The organism is Vibrio sp. MMG023, assembly GCF_021654215.1.
GTDB lineage: Bacteria > Pseudomonadota > Gammaproteobacteria > Enterobacterales > Vibrionaceae > Vibrio > Vibrio jasicida.
The window spans coordinates 53,470-73,538 of sequence record NZ_JAKFZP010000011.1 but is presented as its reverse complement, the minus strand read 5'-3'; the positions used below and the strand labels follow the sequence as shown (position 1 = coordinate 73,538).

At 47.1% G+C, this 20,069-nt stretch carries 16 protein-coding genes; 7 read left to right on the top strand and 9 right to left on the bottom strand.

The annotated features are described in order from the left end of the window. Positions 1–37 precede the first annotated feature (37 nt). A complete protein-coding gene (locus tag L1076_RS24485; protein WP_039975999.1) occupies positions 38–1,561 on the bottom strand; it encodes a YifB family Mg chelatase-like AAA ATPase in 1,524 nt (507 codons plus the stop codon). Positions 1,562–2,023: 462 nt separating this feature from the next. Here L1076_RS24485 and ilvG point away from each other — a divergent pair, with 462 nt between their 5' ends. The 5 genes from ilvG to ilvA are packed head-to-tail and all read left to right on the top strand — an operon-like array spanning position 2,024 to position 8,324. Then, positions 2,024–3,670 (top strand): acetolactate synthase 2 catalytic subunit, encoded by a 1,647-nt coding sequence (gene ilvG, locus L1076_RS24480; RefSeq protein WP_038870177.1) that lies wholly within the window; start codon positions 2,024–2,026, stop codon positions 3,668–3,670. A gap of 11 nt (positions 3,671–3,681) precedes the next feature. Next, the gene (ilvM, locus tag L1076_RS24475; RefSeq protein WP_005440786.1) at positions 3,682–3,966 is read left to right on the top strand and encodes an acetolactate synthase 2 small subunit; all 285 of its coding nucleotides are present in this window, start codon (positions 3,682–3,684) and stop codon (positions 3,964–3,966) included. Positions 3,967–3,978: 12 nt separating this feature from the next. Beyond that, a complete protein-coding gene (ilvE, locus tag L1076_RS24470) occupies positions 3,979–4,917 on the top strand; it encodes a branched-chain-amino-acid transaminase (RefSeq protein WP_039975997.1) in 939 nt (312 codons plus the stop codon). Between the two features lie 13 nt (positions 4,918–4,930). Further along, positions 4,931–6,772 carry a dihydroxy-acid dehydratase gene (ilvD, locus tag L1076_RS24465; protein ID WP_237304654.1) on the top strand — a complete coding sequence of 614 codons (1,842 nt, stop codon included), beginning with the start codon at positions 4,931–4,933 and terminating at the stop codon, positions 6,770–6,772. A gap of 4 nt (positions 6,773–6,776) precedes the next feature. Further along, complete coding sequence (ilvA, locus tag L1076_RS24460; RefSeq protein ID WP_038870180.1) at positions 6,777–8,324, top strand: threonine ammonia-lyase, biosynthetic; 1,548 nt, start codon at positions 6,777–6,779, stop codon at positions 8,322–8,324. 49 nt (positions 8,325–8,373) lie between these two features. Here the strand turns inward: ilvA and L1076_RS24455 are convergent, their stop codons facing one another. Together L1076_RS24455 and punR are read right to left on the bottom strand one after the other, a co-directional pair. Further along, positions 8,374–10,053, bottom strand: coding sequence for a sensor domain-containing diguanylate cyclase (locus L1076_RS24455; RefSeq protein ID WP_042605548.1), 1,680 nt, complete (start codon positions 10,051–10,053; stop codon positions 8,374–8,376). Between the two features lie 88 nt (positions 10,054–10,141). Beyond that, entirely contained in the window at positions 10,142–11,047 is a 906-nt protein-coding gene (gene punR, locus L1076_RS24450; RefSeq protein ID WP_038875201.1) for a DNA-binding transcriptional activator PunR, read from the bottom strand. Positions 11,048–11,201: 154 nt separating this feature from the next. Here punR and punC point away from each other — a divergent pair, with 154 nt between their 5' ends. After that, positions 11,202–12,407, top strand: a complete 1,206-nt coding sequence (punC, locus tag L1076_RS24445) for a purine nucleoside transporter PunC (protein ID WP_038870183.1) — start codon at positions 11,202–11,204, stop codon at positions 12,405–12,407. Between the two features lie 87 nt (positions 12,408–12,494). Here punC and L1076_RS24440 read toward each other — a convergent pair whose 3' ends face one another. Then, positions 12,495–13,271 (bottom strand): transporter substrate-binding domain-containing protein, encoded by a 777-nt coding sequence (locus L1076_RS24440; RefSeq protein ID WP_045422210.1) that lies wholly within the window; start codon positions 13,269–13,271, stop codon positions 12,495–12,497. Positions 13,272–13,393: 122 nt separating this feature from the next. On the opposite strand from L1076_RS24440, the gene L1076_RS24435 reads away from it, so the two are divergent. Further along, complete coding sequence (locus tag L1076_RS24435; protein WP_038870185.1) at positions 13,394–14,134, top strand: amino acid ABC transporter permease; 741 nt, start codon at positions 13,394–13,396, stop codon at positions 14,132–14,134. An 80-nt stretch (positions 14,135–14,214) separates the two neighbouring features. Here L1076_RS24435 and glmU read toward each other — a convergent pair whose 3' ends face one another. The 5 genes from glmU to atpA form a co-directional block, all read right to left on the bottom strand. Further along, entirely contained in the window at positions 14,215–15,576 is a 1,362-nt protein-coding gene (gene glmU, locus L1076_RS24430) for a bifunctional UDP-N-acetylglucosamine diphosphorylase/glucosamine-1-phosphate N-acetyltransferase GlmU (RefSeq protein ID WP_042602390.1), read from the bottom strand. 149 nt (positions 15,577–15,725) lie between these two features. Continuing rightward, positions 15,726–16,148: a F0F1 ATP synthase subunit epsilon gene (locus L1076_RS24425; RefSeq protein ID WP_005429758.1), complete on the bottom strand. Its 423-nt coding sequence runs from the start codon at positions 16,146–16,148 to the stop codon at positions 15,726–15,728. 18 nt (positions 16,149–16,166) lie between these two features. Beyond that, on the bottom strand, positions 16,167–17,570 hold the full coding sequence (gene atpD / locus L1076_RS24420) for a F0F1 ATP synthase subunit beta (RefSeq protein WP_038870187.1): 1,404 nt from the start codon (positions 17,568–17,570) through the stop codon (positions 16,167–16,169). Positions 17,571–17,605: 35 nt separating this feature from the next. Next, positions 17,606–18,472: a F0F1 ATP synthase subunit gamma gene (gene atpG / locus L1076_RS24415; RefSeq protein WP_038870188.1), complete on the bottom strand. Its 867-nt coding sequence runs from the start codon at positions 18,470–18,472 to the stop codon at positions 17,606–17,608. A gap of 44 nt (positions 18,473–18,516) precedes the next feature. After that, positions 18,517–20,058 carry a F0F1 ATP synthase subunit alpha gene (atpA, locus tag L1076_RS24410; protein WP_038870189.1) on the bottom strand — a complete coding sequence of 514 codons (1,542 nt, stop codon included), beginning with the start codon at positions 20,056–20,058 and terminating at the stop codon, positions 18,517–18,519. Positions 20,059–20,069 lie beyond the last annotated feature (11 nt).

Sequence of the window (20,069 nt, the reverse complement as noted above, 5' to 3'; positions counted from 1 at the left end):
GCAGCGAGTACAAACCAGACTCGCTGCGAAATAGCTTCTATACCGCCTGTGCGGTTAACTGCTTGAGCAATCTATCCATCGCTCTGTACCCTAACGCTTCTGCAAGATGCGTTCGTTCAATCGCTGCTGAGCCCTCCAGATCAGCAATCGTCCGCGCAACTTTGATAATCCGGTGATAGGCACGAATCGATAACCCAAGACGATGCAGCGCATTCTCTAAAAATTCCGCATCGGATTTTTGTAATGGGCAGAAAGCTTCAATTTCTCGGCTCCCCAGCAGGGCATTTACCTTACCACTGCGTTGCAACATACTCTCTCTGGCTAAGTTGACCCTTTGTTTTACGACGGAGGTTGGCTCACCTCTATCACCTCCTTCAGCTAACGTACCTTTCGGCAGTGCAGGAATCTCTAACGACATATCAAATCGGTCAAGCAACGGCCCTGATAATCGACCAAGATAACGCAAAATCGCCTGTGGATTTGTGCGAGATTGGTTACCTTCGTAATAACCCGTAGGGCTCGGGTTGAGCGCTCCGACCAACTGAAATCGAGCCGGAAAACGGGTTTTACCCTGCGCACGTGAAATAATGATCTCCCCCGACTCTAATGGCTCCCTTAAAGAGTCGAGTACTTTGCGATCAAACTCTGGCATCTCATCCAAAAACAACAGTCCATTATGCGCCAATGAAATTTCACCGGGTCTAGGCACTGAGCCTCCCCCGACCAATGCCGCCATTGAACTAGAATGATGCGGGCTGCGCAGCGGGCGTGTTTTCCAATTATGTTCATTGATTTCACTTTGAGTTAGCGACGCTACTGATGCCGTTTCCATCGCCTCTTCATCGGTCATCTCAGGCAATAAATCACACAGTCGTGAAGCCAACATGGTTTTACCCGTTCCGGGAGGGCCAAGAAAAAGTAAGTTGTGATTACCTGCCGCCGCTATCTCTAAGGCACGTTTACCTTGTTGCTGTCCAATGATGTCTTGCAGATCTCGACCATGCTTTTCGACGACATTACGCTTTGGTGCTTGGTGTAATTCCAACTTATGCTGACCACAAAGCTCAGCGCACACTTCCAGTAAAGACTGCGCGGATTTATGTTGTTCTTTCCCCACCAAAGCGGCTTGATCACCGTTGGCATGGGGCACAACTAAATGACGCTGACTTTTATTTGCGGCCAGCGCGGCGGGTAAGACGCCTTTTACGGGCCTTAATCCGCCAGAAAGTGCCAATTCGCCAACAAATTCGTAGTTTTTAAGCTTATCTGTCGCGATTTGCTCTGAAGCGGCTAAAATTCCCAATGCAATCGGTAGATCGAAGCGCCCACCTTCCTTGGGTAAATCTGCTGGGGCCAAATTTACCGTGATTCGCTTGGCAGGAAATTGGAAGTTGGAATTAATGATCGCACTGCGGACACGATCTTTAGATTCTTTTACTGTTGTTTCTGGTAGACCGACGAGTGTAAAGCCCGGCATCCCATTGCTGATGTGGACTTCCACGCTTACCGATGGCGCTTGCACACCCACACTTGCTCGACTATGAATGATTGCCAGCCCCATAATTTCCTCAAATTTTTGTACGCTATATAAGCAGATGTTTTCTATATGGATATGTTATATAGCCTGTCCAGATGGGTACTTAATGTGAAAAAAGAATGACTTTTTGCTTGTCATGCAGCAGATTTGTGTGTTACCACTAGTGACGCAAACATTTTCGTAGAACATTACACAATACTTTTTAACGAAAAAAGAACGACAGACAGATGAACATATTCGCTCACATCAACTCACTGCTAGCCCTGATTATCGTGGTCATTATTGACACCGCGCGGGGGAATGTGGGCGAAAAATAACCACAAATTACAAAAAACCCCCGCACTGAAAAGTCCGGGGGTTTTTTTACAACTACATGTTGTCATCTGTCTAACTCTTAGACAGCTTAACGGGAAGAATGGGAGTGCACATGAAGTGCGAAACACATGGCGATAGCTACGAGCCACAACGTAGCAAAGGAGGTTTACGATGACCGGTGCACAACTTGTCGTAGCCGCTTTAAGACAGCAAGGCATCGAGACGGTGTTTGGGTATCCTGGTGGAGCCATCATGCCAATCTACGATGCGCTATATGATGGTGGTGTAGAACACATCTTATGCCGTCATGAGCAAGGGGCCGCAATGGCCGCTATAGGAATGGCCCGCGCGACACAAGACGTAGCAGTTTGTATGGCTACTTCTGGACCTGGTGCCACCAATCTTGTTACTGGCCTTGCCGACGCCTTCCTAGATTCCGTGCCACTTGTCGCCATTACCGGTCAGGTTGCCAGTTCTCATATCGGTACCGATGCTTTCCAAGAGATGGATGTGATCGGAATGTCCCTCTCTTGTACCAAACACAGTTACCTAGTGACTGACATCGAAGACCTTGCCCCAACGCTTGCCGAAGCGTTCGAAGTAGCGAAAACAGGCCGCCCAGGTCCAGTTATTGTCGATATCGCTAAAGATGTTCAACTTGCTCAAGCACCAACTGAACTTCTGCCTCCCTGTGTTCCACCAGCCATCCCACAAGTCCGCGATGAAGACATCCAACGCGCACAAGAAGTTCTCGCCGCTTCAACTCGCCCTGTTTTGTACGTAGGTGGCGGTGTTCAACTTGCTAAAGCAACAGATGCCGTTCGTGAATTTCTACGCCTAAACCCTATGCCAGCAGTAAGCACTCTGAAAGGGCTGGGTACCATTGAACGCCATGACCCACACTACCTTGGTATGTTGGGTATGCACGGCACTAAAGCGGCCAATCTTGTTGTACAAGAGAGTGACCTTTTGATTGTGGTAGGAGCTCGTTTCGATGACCGAGTAACGGGTAAGCTTGATACATTCGCACCCCATGCCAAGGTCATTCATATCGACATCGATGCGGCAGAGATACACAAACTGCGTCATGCAAATGCGCCATTGCGTGGTGACATCAATACCATTCTTCCTCAGTTAGAGTTAACACAAGATATCTCACCGTGGGTTCACCACAGTGAAAGTCTACGTAGCGGTTTTAAATGGCGTTACGACCACCCAGGCGAGTTAATTTACGCTCCTCTGTTACTTAAACAGCTGTCTGACATGATGCCGGACAGCTCGATCGTGTCGACTGACGTAGGTCAGCATCAGATGTGGGCAGCGCAACATATCCAACCGCGTAACCCACAAAACTTCATTACTTCTGCTGGTCTAGGTACGATGGGCTTTGGCTTACCTGCTGCAATGGGCGCTGCTGTCGCACGTCCTGATGATCAGTCTATCCTTATTACAGGTGACGGTTCATTTATGATGAACGTGCAGGAGTTGGGCACGCTGAAGCGTCGTCAGATTCCAGTAAAGATTGTCCTTCTTAATAACCAACGTCTTGGCATGGTTCGCCAATGGCAGTCGCTGTTCTTTGACGGCCGCCACAGCGAAACCATTCTTGATGACAATCCAGACTTCGTGATGCTGGCAAAAGCGTTCGATATCCCGGGTAAAACCATCACCAAGAAAGAAGAAGTCGAACCGGCTCTCAAAGAGATGCTAGAAAGTAAGACTTCTTACATGCTTCACGTTTTAATCGATGAAGAAGAGAACGTATGGCCATTGGTGCCACCAGGCGCATCCAACAGTGACATGTTGGAAAATACTTAGGAGACAATCACATGGACAGATATTTACTCGACATCAAAGCCGATGACAAACCGGTACTGTTAGAGCGCGTTCTTCGTGTGATTCGTCATCGAGGCTTTGTGATCAAACAAGTTGCGGCGACGCAAAACCACGAAAGCAAAGTCGCCAGCGTAGAGATCATCGTCGACAGTGACCGACCAATCTCGTTCTTGGTTAATCAAATTGAAAAGTTGTGGGATATCCGTACCGTCGAGGTACTGAAAATTCGCAATGACGAACTCCCAAATCACAACCTACAACAACACGTGAGCGCATAAGGAAGGCAATAAATGGCAACGAAAACCGCAGATTTCATTTGGTTTAATGGTGAGATGGTTCCATGGGCAGAGGCAAACGTACACGTTTTGACTCATGCGATGCACTACGGCACCTCTGTTTTTGAAGGCGTACGCTGCTACAACACCCCAAAAGGACCAATTGTCTTCCGCCATCGTGAGCATGCACAGCGTTTAAAAGACTCCGCAAAAATTTACCGCTTCCCTATCCCTTTCTCTGTAGAGGAAATCATGGAAGCAACACGCGAAACACTTCGCCAAAACAAACTCGATAGCGCTTATATCCGTCCACTAGGTTTTGTGGGTAATGTTGGCTTGGGCGTATGCCCGCCAGTAGGCACTGAAATGGAACTCATCATTGCTGCTTTCCCTTGGGGTTCTTACCTAGGTGAAGAAGCGCTAGAAGCTGGTGTTGATGCCATGATCTCTAGTTGGAATCGTGCAGCACCAAACACCATCCCAACTGCGGCTAAGGCAGGCGGTAACTACCTATCTTCACTATTGGTGGGTGGAGAAGCTCGCCGTCACGGTTATGACGAGGGCATCGCACTAAGTGTCGATGGTTATCTATCTGAAGGGGCGGGTGAGAATATCTTTGTTATCAAAGATGGTGTCATCATCACGCCACCAGCAACCAGTGCGATTCTGCCAGGTATTACTCGTGATTCGATCATGACGATTGCACGCGACAAAGGCTATGAAGTACGTGAAGCAAACATTGCTCGTGAAGCTCTTTACCTTGCCGATGAAGTTTTCATGACTGGTACCGCAGCTGAAGTTGTACCAGTGGCAACCATCGACAAAATTGAAGTGGGCACCGGTAAACGCGGCCCAATCACTAAAGAACTGCAAGCGGCCTACTTTGGCCTATTTAACGGCACCACGGAAGACAAGTGGGGCTGGTTAGACTATGTGTACCCAGAACAGAAGTAAGAAGGATTAAGAAATGCCAAAATATAGATCAGCTACCACCACACATGGTCGTAACATGGCGGGTGCACGTGCTCTTTGGCGTGCTACTGGCGTAAAAGATGAAGACTTCGGTAAACCAATCATCGCCGTTGTGAACTCATTTACTCAATTTGTTCCGGGTCACGTACACCTAAAAGACATGGGTCAATTGGTTGCCGGTGAAATAGAAAAAGCCGGCGGCATCGCAAAAGAATTTAACACTATCGCAGTCGATGACGGCATCGCAATGGGCCACGGTGGCATGCTTTACTCACTGCCTTCACGTGAACTGATTGCCGACTCTGTTGAGTACATGGTGAATGCGCACTGTGCCGATGCAATGGTGTGTATCTCTAACTGTGACAAAATCACTCCGGGAATGATGATGGCTGCAATGCGCCTAAACATTCCGGTTATTTTTGTTTCAGGCGGTCCTATGGAAGCAGGCAAAACCAAGCTTTCCGATCAGATCATCAAACTAGATCTTGTTGATGCAATGATCCAAGGTGCCGATCCAACCGTTTCTGATCAACAAAGCGAACAGATCGAACGCAGCGCATGTCCAACATGTGGATCATGCTCAGGCATGTTTACCGCAAACTCGATGAACTGCCTAACAGAGGCATTGGGTCTGTCTCAGCCAGGTAATGGCTCAATGTTGGCGACTCACGCTGACCGCGAGCAACTATTCATTAACGCAGGTAAACGCGTGGTTGAACTAACTCGCCGTTACTACGAACAAGATGATGGGTCAGCCCTACCACGTAATATCGCTAACCGCGCAGCCTTCGAAAATGCAATGGCACTGGACATCGCAATGGGCGGCTCTAGCAATACGGTTCTGCACCTGTTAGCAGCCGCACAGGAAGGTGAAATTGACTTCGACATGAACGACATTGATGAAATGTCTCGTCGCGTTCCACACCTCTGTAAAGTGGCACCGTCAACGCAGAAATACCACATGGAAGACGTGCACCGTGCTGGTGGTGTCATGGCGATCTTGGGTGAACTTGATCGTGCAAACTTGCTAAACGGCAATACACACACAGTGCTTGGCATGACGATGCAGCAACAACTTGCTGAATACGACATCATGCAAACGGAAAACGAAGAAGTCCTTAAGTTCTTCCGTGCTGGTCCTGCGGGCATCCGAACAACTCAAGCCTTCTCTCAAGATTGCCGCTGGGATCGCCTTGATGACGATCGCGTAGACGGTTGTATCCGTTCAAAAGAAAACGCCTTTAGCCAAGAAGGCGGCCTAGCCGTTCTGTCTGGCAACATCGCAGTGGATGGCTGTATTGTGAAAACCGCTGGCGTAGATGAAGAAAACCTTAAGTTCCAAGGTCCTGCAATCGTCTTTGAAAGCCAAGACTCTGCTGTTGATGGTATTTTAGGTGGCAAGGTAAAAGCGGGTGAAGTCGTTGTTATTCGCTACGAAGGTCCGAAAGGTGGTCCGGGCATGCAAGAAATGCTTTACCCAACCACGTACCTAAAATCGATGGGCCTTGGTAAGTCTTGTGCGCTACTGACAGATGGTCGCTTCTCTGGTGGTACATCAGGCCTCTCAATTGGTCACGCCTCTCCAGAAGCAGCCAGTGGAGGTACTATCGGCTTGGTTCAAAATGGCGACATCATCACCATTGATATTCCTAGCCGCTCTATCTCACTGGATGTTTCAGAAGAAGAGCTTACTGCACGTCGAGCAAAACAAGACGAACTAGGCTGGAAGCCAGCGAACCGTCAGCGTGAAGTCTCTTTTGCTTTGAAGGCGTACGCAAGCATGGCAACCAGTGCTGACAAAGGTGCAGTGCGAGATAAATCTAAGCTCGAGGGCTAGCTTTATGAGTCAACCCTTTCCCTTAAAACAGGAAAACCAGTCTGGTGCAGATTATCTGCGCCAGATCTTGCGCGCTCCTGTGTACGAAGTGGCAACCGTCACCCCTTTACAAGAGATGCCGCGCCTTGCTGCACGCATTGGTAACAATGTGCAGATCAAACGTGAAGACCGTCAACCAGTGCACTCGTTCAAGCTACGTGGCGCCTACAATATGGTGGCAAGCTTATCCGAAGCGCAAAAAAACGCGGGCGTGATTGCAGCATCAGCAGGTAACCATGCGCAAGGTATGGCTCTCTCTGGTACTAAACTTGGTATCCGAACGACGATTGTTATGCCAAAGACCACACCAGACATCAAAGTGGATGCGGTACGTGGTTTTGGTGGTAATGTCGTTTTGCATGGCAGTAACTTTGATGAGGCAAAAGCCGAGGCAGAGCGTCTATCCGAGTTAAACGGGTACACCTTTGTCCCTCCCTTCGATCATCCACTGGTGATTGCAGGTCAAGGCACCATCGGCATGGAAATGCTGCAACAAAATGGCCACCTTGATTATATCTTTGTCCCTGTCGGAGGTGGTGGTTTAGCTGCTGGCGTGGCGGTACTCGTCAAGCAACTGATGCCCGAAATCAAAGTCATTGCGGTTGAGCCGGAAGATTCTTCTTGTTTAAAGGCTGCATTAGATGCAGGCGAGCCCGTCGTGCTCGATCAAGTCAGCATGTTTGCCGATGGTGTTGCGGTAAAGCGCATTGGTGAAGAAACTTTCCGTCTATGCCAAAAGTACATTGATGGCCATATTGCGGTCTCTAGTGATGAAATCTGCGCAGCAGTCAAAGACATCTTTGAAGACACGCGCGCGATTGCAGAGCCCTCAGGTGCGCTTGCTCTAGCGGGTTTAAAGAAGTTTGCTGAGCAGAACAAACTAGAAGGCAAAAACCTTGGTACCGTGCTGTCTGGTGCGAATACCAACTTCCATGGTTTGCGCTACGTATCAGAACGTTGCGAATTGGGTGAAAAGCGCGAAGGTTTATTAGCAGTTACGATTCCAGAACGTCAAGGCGCTTTCTTTGAGTTCTGCAACTTGATTGGTGGTCGAGCGGTCACTGAGTTTAATTACCGTTACAACGATGATGCTTTGGCAAATATCTTTGTTGGTGTTCGTTTGCAAGGCGGTCAAGAAGAGTTGGAAAATATCATTCGCGATTTACGTGATGGTGGTTACCCTGTGGTTGACCTGTCCGATGATGAAATGGCGAAGTTACACGTACGCTACATGATTGGCGGTAAGCCGTCTAAACCACTCAAAGAACGTCTGTATAGCTTTGAGTTTCCAGAATACCCAGGTGCGCTACTTAAGTTCTTAAGCACTTTAGGTACTCATTGGAACATCAGCTTGTTCAACTACCGTAATCACGGTGCCGACTACGGACGCGTTTTATGTGGTTTCGAGTTAGATGAAAGCGACTTAGCTCAGTTTTCCGCGCATTTACGCGAACTTGGCTATCAATGTAAAGACGAAACGGACAACCCGTCTTATAAGTTTTTCTTGTCGTAGCCGACATCAAGCTATACAAAAATCCCTCGCCATGACGAGGGATTTTTTATTAACGTTGAACCAATGTGATTTCCGCCGCATCTGGCTCTGGCGTCTTAAACTCGCTGTATTGTTGATAATTAACGACACGGTCTCTGCCTTGGTCTTTCGCAAGATACAGCGCCTTATCAGCCATCTTCACTAACACTTCGATATCAGAAGCAGGCTCAGGATAAGTTGCGACACCAATCGAGACACTTAACTGACCTAGTGACAAACCTTTGTGCTCTAGGTGTAAAGCACGGATCTGATCCACTATGTTCTGTGCATAATCCGTTGCCGAAGCCATATCGCAATGAGGCAGAATCACGGCTAACTCTTCCCCGCCCAAACGACAGGCTGTTTCATCTTCAGAGACGGTGCGTTTTAATAGCGCGCTGATCTCTTTCAATACGTAATCACCGGCATCATGACCAAAGTTGTCGTTAAAGCGCTTGAAATGGTCGAGATCAAGCATCAATAGCGACATGGCTTCTGTGCTGGTCGCTGAGTTGTTTACGTGCTCCGTGAGCTTTTGCTCGAAGAAACGACGGTTGTACAACCCCGTTAACGGATCGCTCAACGCCTGAGAACGTAACTTCTCTTGGAGACTCAAGTTCGCTAATGCTAAGCCTAAATGTTCCGCCACGCTGTACGACAACTGCATGGTCATCTCATCAACTTCAATCTCACCTTGGCCAAAATACAAATGCATGATACCGATGGTATTGCCGTGTGCAGTTAGAGGAATACACAGCGTTTGGTTATTTTCGATCGATGCCATATGTTCACAAGTTAAGTTATGGAATGACTCAATCGATAAGTGACTGCGACCTTTACGCAGTGACCAGCATTCATCAGGAGCAAATGAGCGACTTCCTGGCCAGCTATCCCCCCAATCTAGTTGCGTGACTAACTGGTTTCTTGAAGAGCGCATCAGAGAAATACTGCCATTCACCTTACCCAAAATACGAGGGACGATATCCTCTACGACCATCTGAGCTTCAATCAAATTGTTACATGCTGCCAGCATATTGGCCAAACGATGCATTAACTCAATTTCCAATGTACGCTGACGAATGCGCTCATCTTGTTTTTTCTGCTCTTCGGATACTTTATGGATGATTTGACGATGGCTAAAAATCGAGGTTGCGATAAGAAAGCCAATACTCAGTACCACCATTACACCTAAGATCGCCATCAATTGTGATGTCATGGTTTTCAAATGATGCATCGGTACGGCGAGTACCACGACGAACTCTTGAGAATCGATAACAACCTTGCGTGAGACGTAAAACAGATCAACAGACAACACTTCACTAAAGCGTACGTCGTAGCCAGACCCATTCTCCCAAGCTTGGACAAATTCAGGTCGGTCGCTGTGACTTTCCAGTCCAATTAAAGCGCGGTCTGACAGCGCAGTATCTCCGACAACGGTGCCCTGCTCATCAAGTACTTGAATACGAGCATCTGCATCAGCTTGCGTTAAGTCACCGATATAATCATCGATATCAGAATCGTGAGCGAAGCTCGGAGCATCTTCCTTAATTTCATAGATAACATCGGTAAGCAGAGATTCCGTTGTTCGCTGCACAGAATCATGCACTGAACGCTCAAGCGTTATATAAAACCCGTATAACCCCACCAACATAAACACAGACAATGTGATGATCGGTAAGATTTGCCATTTTCTATCCACTAATTTTGACATAATCGTTCATCCTAAATTTACCGAACTTTGTTTCGATTTTTAATGAATTGACTACATTGTCAACACGTGTTTCGGTCAATTTTCAATTTTATGAATGTTGTAGCCAATCTCGATGAAGTTGACTTGACGAGCCAAGATAATCCACCATCCATTGAATCAACTTATGGTTATCGTCCTTACGCCACACCAAACAACACTGGCTCAGCGGCTTATCATCCGGCAGCACTTTTTCTACCAGTACACCATCATTAATAAGTGGCATAGCGATATGTCGTGGCATGTATCCTACGCCGACCCCATTTTTTAGACACTCAATCGCACTGTACCAATTAGGTAAAAGCAAACGTCGTTGTTTCGGATAATGCCCAGTGTGACGTTTTGGCAAGACGTTTGACGTATCATCTAAGCAAATAGCCGGAAATTTACTGACAAATTCTTCGGTAAGTATCTGCTGACGAACGCAAGGATGAGCCGGAGACATTACGAATGCCCAATCGAGTACGCCCATATCTTTGACTTCAAAATCGCCACCAACAGGAATTGCAGAAGTAGCACCAACCACGATATCAGCTCGTTCCTGAGCGATAGCCTCCCAAGAACCATTAAATACTTCCATGTTGATTTGCAGCTCTGCAAATTCAAACTCTCGATAAAAGTCTTCAACCAAAGGTTTGAGCTTGTCGAGCTTGACCACGTTATCCAACGTGAGCTTCAACGTTGATTGCCAGCCATGAGCTGCACGTCGAGTTTGCGCTTTCACTTCTGCCATCTGTCTCAATAATAAACGCGCTTCAGCAATAAAAAGTTCTCCCGCTGGCGTGAGTTCTACCTTTCTCGGCAAGCGGCGAAACAGCACCACATCCAGTTCTTGTTCCACTTGACGTACGCCATAACTGATCGCCGACGGCACCTTATGCAACACTTCGGCAGCCGCAGTAAAACTGCCCAAGCGAGCAACCGTATCGAGCATCTCCAACGAAGATTTTGAGAACATGAATATCGACCCTTCAAAAAATTTGATTGATAACCAATAATTTTAGCGTTTTATTTTCTTAAAATCGAAAAATAGAATGGCGAGGTAAATAAATCAGGGTTAGCGCTAACTGATACTGAACAATAAATGATTAAATAATTTGATTGGTTGAATCATGAAAATCTCAAAACTACAGCTTGTTTATCTCGCAGCCTTATCAATGCTCGGCTTTATTGCTACCGATATGTACTTACCGGCATTCAAAGCAATGGAAATCGATTTTGCTACAGGCCCTGAACAAATCGCACTTTCTCTGACCGTATTTCTTGTTGGTATGGCTTTTGGTCAGTTGATGTGGGGCTTGGCTTCAGACAAATTTGGACATCGTAATACGTTGGCCGCAGGTTTGGTTCTGTTTACCATAGCCTCATTTGGTCTCGCGTTCAGTGAGCAAGTATGGCAACTACTCGCACTGCGCTTCGTTCAAGCGATTGGTGTTTGTGCTCCTGCGGTGATCTGGCAAGCGATGGTGATTAAACGTCACTCTAGCCAAAGCCAGCAAATTTTTGCCACCATTATGCCTTTGGTTGCGCTATCACCAGCACTCGCACCTCAATTAGGTGTGTTATTGGCAGACAGCTTTGGCTGGCACAGTATTTTTGTTGCATTGACGCTAATGGGTGTACTACTCGTTGTAGCAACTATGGCTCAGAAAGATGAAAAAGTAGAGGCAAAACAAACCAGTATGTCTTCAGACATCAAATCACTACTAGGTTCTAAAGCTTACCTAGGTAACGTGTTTATGTTTGCTACTGCGTCTGCGGCTTTCTTTGCTTACTTAACCGGTATGCCTGAGATCATGTCTCAACTTGGCTATGAAGCAAAAGACATTGGTTTAAGCTTTATTCCACAAACTATCGCCTTCATGGTGGGTGGTTACTTAGGTAAGGTTGGCGTTCGCAAATACGGTGACGAGAAGATTCTGCGTCAGTTGATTGGCCTGTTTAGTGTTGCTGCACTGCTTATCTTCGCTGCGTCACAATGGCAACTGACCTCTATCTGGCCAATCCTAGCGCCATTCTGTTTGATTGCGGTTGCTAACGGTGCACTTTATCCAATCGTAGTAAACCGCGCATTAGCAAGTGCTCAGCAAAGTCCTGCTACGGCTGCTGGCCTACAAAACAGCCTGCAAATTACCGTGAGCAGCCTATCAAGCGCACTTGTTGCAGCAATGGCGAGCCAAGCTCAAATGGTGACCGGTGTTGCGATTGTGATTTGTATGGGTGGTCTGTGGATGGGTTACATTCTATCTAACCGTGAATTGTCTCAGCACTTCACGACACCTGACAATGCTCGTGTGGTGAGTGAAGACGAGCTTTAAAACACCTTCAAACTCAGTCTATAAAGCAATAAACAAGAGCCGCACTATGCGGCTCTTTGTTTTTCTAGGATAGCTAAGAGTAAGAGCTTACATACTCTTCAAGCCCCATTTTTCAGCAGTTTGCTTAAAGAAGCCTTGAGTCTTCTTAAGCTCAACCCAGTGGTTGATGTAATTTATCCATACTTGGTCATCTTGAGGCAAGAGCATCGCAATTGGGGTTGGCTTGCGCGGCTCTTTGACTGGAACAATCGCCAACTGTTTAAACTTCTCCACCAGCGTGGCCGCTTCTACGTTTGATGTTACCGATACGTCGGCACGGCGAGCTAGCAATTCTTGGAAGTCACGTGCTGGCGCTTCAATCACAATATGCTGCGCAGATGGAAAGAAGTCTTTGACCAACTTCTCTTGAACCGTTCCCAGCGTCGCTGCTACTTTCACATCTGGCTTATCGAAGTCTGCCCAATCAGAGAATTTTGCTAGATCTTTTTTTTGCACCACAGGTACAAACGCAAGATAAAAATACGGTTGGCTATAACCTGCTACTTTTGCGCGTGACATATTCAATGACGCGCTACCTGTAATATCGTATTTGTTGGCCGTGATACCGTTAACCAGTGTTTTCCAATCGGTCGCAACGTATTCCACCTTAACGCCCAGATCTTTAGCAAGCTCAGCGGTGACATCGATATCAAAACCACGATAACTATTGGTCGCAGGATCTTTCATCGTCATCGGGTTCCAATCCCCTGTCGTCCCTACACGTAAAACACCTTTGTCCAATATCTCTTGTAGACGACTTTCTGCATGAGCGACTTGAGTTATCGCAAGCAGGCACATTCCTAGCGCAAGCAACGTTTTTTTCATTTTCTATTCCCTTAAAAGAATGAGAGTGGGAGATATTCCCTTTAATTATTAACCATTAGTACGGCTTCATTGATAACATAGCAGCAACAAAGGAAGTTTTTTAGTCAGTTCAGGGAGTAATTGTGAACTATCGACATCTGTGCCTCGTTTCATTGCTTTTTCTCACCGGTTGCTCTGACTACCAATGGGGCTGGTATGTTCTTGATCCATCGACCGAACAAGGGCTGACAAACATCAGATTTTTGGTCGCAGGCTTTAATGACACGATCCAAGTGTCATTGCTCAGTATGTTGTTTGCGATGACGATTGGATTGCTCATCGCCCTACCCGCGCTCTCTGACTCTCCAATACTCAAGTGGATAAACCGTGTTTATGTGGAGGTGATCCGCTCTATTCCTGTTTTGGTACTGCTGCTTTGGGTGTATTACGGCATGCCGACGCTGCTAGACGTATCACTGAATCATTTTTGGGCAGGTGTGATTGCGTTAACCATTGCAGAAAGTGCCTTTATGGCAGAAGTATTTAGAGGAGGAATCCAAGCTATCAGTCGTGGCCAACATGAAGCAGCAGAGTCACTTGGATTAAACTATTGGCAAAAAATGCGTTTGGTGATTCTTCCTCAAGCTTTCCGACAAATTCTCCCTCCACTGGGGAATCAATTCGTTTATATCCTTAAAATGAGTTCGTTGGTCAGCGTAATAGGTTTAAGTGACTTAACGAGACGGGCTAATGAATTGGTCGTGAATGAGTACTTGCCATTAGAGATCTATACGTTTCTCGTCTTAGAGTATTTGGTACTGATTCTTTTGGTCTCTCAAGCGGTGCGCTGGTTAGAGAAGCGCATAGCGATCCCAAGTCACTAAACTCTATCTTTCACAACACCAGATACAACAAAGCCGCTCATCAAGAGCGGCTTTGTTTTTTTGAAGTAAACGAATTAAGCTTACTTTTTCTTAACTGGACGTTGCCAACCGGTAATTTTGCGCTCTTTCGCGCGAGAGATCACAAGCTCACCTTCAGCGACATCTTTGGTTAACGTAGTACCCGCACCAATGGTTGCACCATCCGCAACTGTCACTGGCGCGATAAGTTGGCTGTCTGAACCAACGAAAACGTCGTTGCCAATGACGGTCTTGAACTTGTTCGCACCATCGTAGTTACAAGTGATGGTACCCGCACCGATGTTAGTACGTTGACCGATTTCTGCGTCACCTAGGTAAGTTAGGTGGTTTGCCTTAGAGCCTTCACCGATACGCGCGTTTTTCACTTCTACGAAGTTACCCACGTGAGAGTCGTTACGCATCTCTGCGCCTGGACGTAGGCGTGTGAATGGCCCAACTGTACATTCTTCACCAACGGTTGCACCTTCAATTACGCTGTATGGGCGAACGATGGTGTTATCGTCGATTTCACAATCTTTTAGAACGCAGCCTGTACCAATCACTACGTTATCACCCAGTGATACTTTACCTTCGATGATTACATTCGCGTCGATTTCACAGTCCATACCACATTGCAGTTCACCACGTAGGTCGAAACGCGCTGGGTCGCGCAGCATAACGCCTTGTTCTAGCAGTTTCTGTGCTTGCATTGATTGGAACGCACGCTCTAAACGAGCCAGTTGAGCACGATCGTTAACACCTTCCACTTCAATCGCGTTTACTGGGTGCACTGCCTCTACCGCACGACCTTCATCGTGTGCGGCCGCGATAACGTCAGTTAGGTAGTATTCACCTTGTGCGTTTTCGTTATTTAGACCGGCAAGCCAGCGCTTCAGGTCACCGCCTGTAGCCACCAACACACCAGTATTACATTCTTTGATGAGCTTCTGCTCTTCTGTCGCATCTTTTTGCTCAACGATCGCCACAACAGGGCCATTTTTACGGATGATACGACCGTAACCCATTGGGTTGTCAAGCATGACGGTTAATAGCGCGATGCCGCCCGTAGGTTGTGCATCAAGCAAGTTTTCAATCGTTTCAGCTGAAATCAGTGGAACATCACCATATAGAATCAGTACTTTTTCATCGTCTTCAAACTTTGGAGAAGCTTGATCAACTGCATGACCCGTACCTAACTGCTCAGCTTGCAGTACCCAATTAACCGGTTCTTCAGCAAGCGTCTGATGCATTTGGTCACCACCGTGACCATAAACTAAATGGATGTTTTGTGCGCCTAGGCCAGTACATGTATCGATAACATGTTTTGCCATTGGCTTCCCTGCTAAAGTGTGAAGCACTTTAGGCATGTTCGAATACATACGGGTACCCTTACCCGCAGCTAGGATCACAGCACTGAATTTCATGATTAACCTATTGACGTTTTAGTTTTAATTGGGCGTTATTTTAAACACCTTGAAGGGAATAGTTAATGGCGGGATGTAAATTTCCTACTAAAATTAATCAAAAAGGCGACCAAATGGCCGCCTTTTTCATGCAACGTTGCTAATAGAGCTTAGCGACGCTTTTTGGTCAGCTCGATAACTCGTAGCTGAGCAATGGCTTTAGCCAGTTCACTGGCCGCTTGTGCGAAGTCCATGTCGCCATGCTGATTCTGGATTTGCTCCTCAGCGCGACGCTTGGCTTCTTCTGCCTTCGCTGCGTCTAGATCTTCACCACGAATCGCTGTATCAGCCAGTACTGTAGCAGTACCAGGCTGAACTTCGACCATACCACCAGAGACATAAATGAACTCTTCGTGGCCGTGCTGTTTCACAATACGCACCATACCAGGCTTAATAGCGGACAGGAGCGGAGTGTGGCCGTGGAAAATACCCAGCTCACCTTCGCTACCGGTCACCTGAAACGTTTCAACGCGACCTGAGAAAATGCGTTTCTCAGCGCTTACTACGTCTAGGTGAAAGGTTATTGGTGCCATATCGCCTCCTAGTTAGCCTTATAGCTTCTTCGCATTCTCGATAGCATCGTCAATCGAACCGCAGTACATGAACGCTTGCTCTGGAATGTCATCGTATTCACCAGCTAGTAGACCTTTAAAGCCACGTAGAGTCTCTTTAAGAGGTACGTAAACACCAGGGTCACCTGTAAATACTTCCGCTACGTGGTAAGGCTGAGTTAGGAAACGCTCAATCTTACGTGCACGAGATACAACTTGCTTATCTTCTTCAGATAGCTCGTCCATACCTAGAATCGCGATGATGTCTTTCAGCTCTTTGTAGCGCTGAAGAGTCTGCTGAACACCACGAGCTGTGTCGTAGTGGTCTTGACCAACAACCAATGGATCTAGCATACGAGATGTAGAATCCAGTGGGTCGATCGCAGGGTATAGACCCATTGCTGCGATGTTACGGTTAAGTACAACCGTTGCATCCAAGTGCGCGAACGTTGTTGCTGGAGATGGGTCAGTCAAGTCATCCGCTGGTACGTATACCGCCTGTACAGACGTGATAGAACCTTGCTTAGTTGACGTGATACGCTCCTGTAGTACACCCATTTCTTCTGCAAGCGTAGGCTGGTAACCTACCGCAGATGGCATACGACCTAGAAGTGCTGATACTTCTGTACCTGCAAGCGTGTAACGGTAGATGTTATCGATAAACAATAGAACGTCACGACCTTCATCACGGAAACGCTCAGCCATCGTTAGACCTGTCAGAGCAACACGTAGACGGTTGCCCGGTGGCTCGTTCATCTGACCGTAAACCATTGCTACTTTTGATTCTTCAGGTTTCTCGATGTTTACAACACCCGCTTCCTGCATCTCAAAGTAGAAATCGTTACCTTCACGAGTACGCTCACCAACACCTGCAAACACAGATAGACCTGAGTGTTGAAGTGCGATGTTGTTGATAAGCTCCATCATGTTAACGGTCTTACCTACACCTGCACCACCGAATAGACCGATTTTACCACCCTTAGCGAATGGACAAATCAAGTCGATTACTTTAACACCGGTTTCTAGAAGTGCAGTTTCGTTTGATTGCTCTTCGTAGCTTGGTGCTTCACGGTGGATAGAGTAAAGCTCTTCCGCACCGATCTCACCACACTCATCAATCGCGTCACCTAGAACGTTCATGATACGACCTAGGGTTTTAGTACCTACTGGTACTGAAATTGGAGCGCCAGTGTTAACCACTTCAACTCCGCGACGTAAACCATCAGAGCTACCCATTACGATACAACGAACTACGCCACCGCCTAGCTGTTGCTGAACTTCAAGAACAAGACGCTCTTTTGAGTCCGTAACGTTTAGAGCGTCATATACACTAGGTACATTGCTCTGTGGGAACTCTACGTCGACTACCGCACCAATGATCTGTACGACCTTACCTGTAGCCATCGTTAATCCTCTAAACTATTTCGTTTAACCTAAGCTTAAACCGCTGCAGCACCTGATACGATTTCAGACAGTTCTTGTGTAATCGCAGCCTGACGGGCTTTGTTGTACACAAGTTCTAAGTCTTCAATCAGGTCACTCGCGTTATCCGTTGCAGCTTTCATCGCAATCATTCGAGCCGCTTGCTCACAAGCAAGGTTCTCAACCACACCTTGGTAAACCTGAGACTCTACGTAACGCACTAGAAGTGTGTCCAGTAGAGGTTTTGGTTCAGGCTCATAGATGTAATCCCATGAATGCTCACGCTGCATCTCTTCGCTGTCCGATTTAGGCAAAGGTAGCAATTGATCGATCGTTGGTTGCTGAACCATAGTATTCACAAATTTGTTAAACACTACGTACAGGCGATCCAATTCACCCTCATCGTATTTCTTTAGCATTACGCTTACAGAACCGATTAGGTCTTCAAGGCTTGGGCTATCACCCAGACCTGAAACCTGAGCAGCAACTTTTGCGCCACTGCTTTTGAAAAATGCTGTCGCTTTTGAACCAACAACTGCCAGTTCAACTTCTGCACCTTTCTCTTTCCAAGCCTGCATATCTGTCACAGCTTTTTTGAACACGTTAATGTTCAAGCCGCCACACAGGCCACGGTCTGTAGAAACGATGATGTAACCAACACGCTTGGCTTCACGCTCTTCTAGGTACGGATGACGGTACTCTAGGTTTGCGTTTGCCACATGACCGATCACTTTACGCATTGTTTCAGCGTATGGACGAGAAGCTTCCATTGCATCTTGAGAACGACGCATTTTTGAAGCTGCTACCATTTCCATCGCTTTCGTAATTTTCTGCGTGCTTTTAACACTACCGATTTTATTACGTATCTCTTTTGCGCCGGCCATCGTTACTCTCCGTTAGTTGGTGGCAGAAACTGCCACCGACCTAATTACCAAGTTTGGGTTGCTACGAAGTCGTCAGTCAGCTTCTTCAACTGAGCTTCAACTTCATCGTTGTACGCACCCGACTTGTCGATCTCAGCTGCAAATTCAGCGTATTGACCGCGAGCATACGATAGTAGAGCCGCTTCAAAATCTAGCAGTTTGTTTAGTTCAACATCTGCTAAATAGCCGCGCTCTGCCGCGAAGATAACTAGTGCTTGGTCAAATACAGACATTGGAGCGTACTGCTTCTGCTTCATTAGTTCTGTTACTTTTTGACCGTGGTCTAGCTGTTTCTTCGTTGCTTCATCAAGGTCAGACGAGAACTGTGCGAATGCCGCTAGTTCACGGTACTGAGCTAGTGCAGTACGGATACCGCCAGATAGCTTCTTGATGATTTTCGTCTGAGCTGAACCACCTACACGAGATACTGAGATACCTGGGTCAACGGCTGGGCGAACACCCGCGTTGAATAGCTCAGTTTGTAGGAAGATCTGACCATCGGTAATCGAGATTACGTTAGTCGGTACGAATGCTGAAACGTCACCTGCTTGAGTTTCGATGATAGGAAGAGCAGTTAGAGAACCAGTCTTACCTTTCACTTCACCGTTAGTGAAACGCTCTACGTACTCTTCGTTTACACGAGCTGCACGCTCTAGTAGACGAGAGTGTAAGTAGAATACGTCACCTGGGAATGCCTCACGGCCTGGTGGACGTTTTAGTAGTAGAGAGATCTGACGGTAAGCTACCGCTTGCTTAGATAGATCATCGTAAACAATCAGTGCGTCTTCACCGCGATCGCGGAAGTATTCACCCATCGCACAACCTGCGTATGGCGCTAGGTATTGTAGCGCTGCAGATTCAGAAGCAGATGCAACAACAACGATAGTGTTAGCTAGCGCGCCGTGCTCTTCTAGTTTGCGAACTACGTTAGCGATAGTCGATGCTTTCTGACCGATTGCTACGTAGATTGAGAAAATACCAGAGTCTTTCTGGTTGATAATCGCATCGATCGCCATTGCTGTTTTACCAGTCTGACGGTCACCGATTACAAGTTCACGCTGACCACGACCGATTGGGATCATTGAGTCAACTGATTTGTAGCCAGTTTGTACAGGTTGGTCTACCGATTTACGGTCGATTACACCTGGTGCGATTACTTCTACAGGCGAAGTCAGTTTAGCTTCGATTGGACCTTTACCATCGATAGGTTCACCTAGCGTGTTTACTACGCGACCTAGTAGCTCTGGACCAACTGGCACTTCAAGAATGCGGCCAGTACCTGTAACTTTCATGCCTTCCTTAAGGTCAGCATATGGGCCCATTACTACCGCACCAACCGAGTCACGCTCAAGGTTAAGTGCTAGTGCATAACGGCCACCCGGTAATTCAATCATTTCACCTTGCATCACGTCCGCTAGGCCGTGGATGCGGATGATACCATCGCTTACCGATACGATAGTACCCTCGTTGCGAGCTTCACTAACAACGTCGAAAGATTCGATGCGTTGTTTGATTAGATCGCTAATTTCCGTGGAATTAAGTTGCATGCTCCAATCCC

Coding starts and splice junctions, on each gene's coding strand:
- L1076_RS24485 (WP_039975999.1), bottom strand. CDS start 1,561: ATGGGGCTGGCAATCATTCATAGTCGAGCAAGTGTGGGTGTGCAAGCG.
- ilvG (WP_038870177.1), top strand. CDS start 2,024: ATGACCGGTGCACAACTTGTCGTAGCCGCTTTAAGACAGCAAGGCATC.
- ilvM (WP_005440786.1), top strand. CDS start 3,682: ATGGACAGATATTTACTCGACATCAAAGCCGATGACAAACCGGTACTG.
- ilvE (WP_039975997.1), top strand. CDS start 3,979: ATGGCAACGAAAACCGCAGATTTCATTTGGTTTAATGGTGAGATGGTT.
- ilvD (WP_237304654.1), top strand. CDS start 4,931: ATGCCAAAATATAGATCAGCTACCACCACACATGGTCGTAACATGGCG.
- ilvA (WP_038870180.1), top strand. CDS start 6,777: ATGAGTCAACCCTTTCCCTTAAAACAGGAAAACCAGTCTGGTGCAGAT.
- L1076_RS24455 (WP_042605548.1), bottom strand. CDS start 10,053: ATGTCAAAATTAGTGGATAGAAAATGGCAAATCTTACCGATCATCACA.
- punR (WP_038875201.1), bottom strand. CDS start 11,047: ATGTTCTCAAAATCTTCGTTGGAGATGCTCGATACGGTTGCTCGCTTG.
- punC (WP_038870183.1), top strand. CDS start 11,202: ATGAAAATCTCAAAACTACAGCTTGTTTATCTCGCAGCCTTATCAATG.
- L1076_RS24440 (WP_045422210.1), bottom strand. CDS start 13,271: ATGAAAAAAACGTTGCTTGCGCTAGGAATGTGCCTGCTTGCGATAACT.
- glmU (WP_042602390.1), bottom strand. CDS start 15,576: ATGAAATTCAGTGCTGTGATCCTAGCTGCGGGTAAGGGTACCCGTATG.
- L1076_RS24425 (WP_005429758.1), bottom strand. CDS start 16,148: ATGGCACCAATAACCTTTCACCTAGACGTAGTAAGCGCTGAGAAACGC.
- atpD (WP_038870187.1), bottom strand. CDS start 17,570: ATGGCTACAGGTAAGGTCGTACAGATCATTGGTGCGGTAGTCGACGTA.
- atpG (WP_038870188.1), bottom strand. CDS start 18,472: ATGGCCGGCGCAAAAGAGATACGTAATAAAATCGGTAGTGTTAAAAGC.
- atpA (WP_038870189.1), bottom strand. CDS start 20,058: ATGCAACTTAATTCCACGGAAATTAGCGATCTAATCAAACAACGCATC.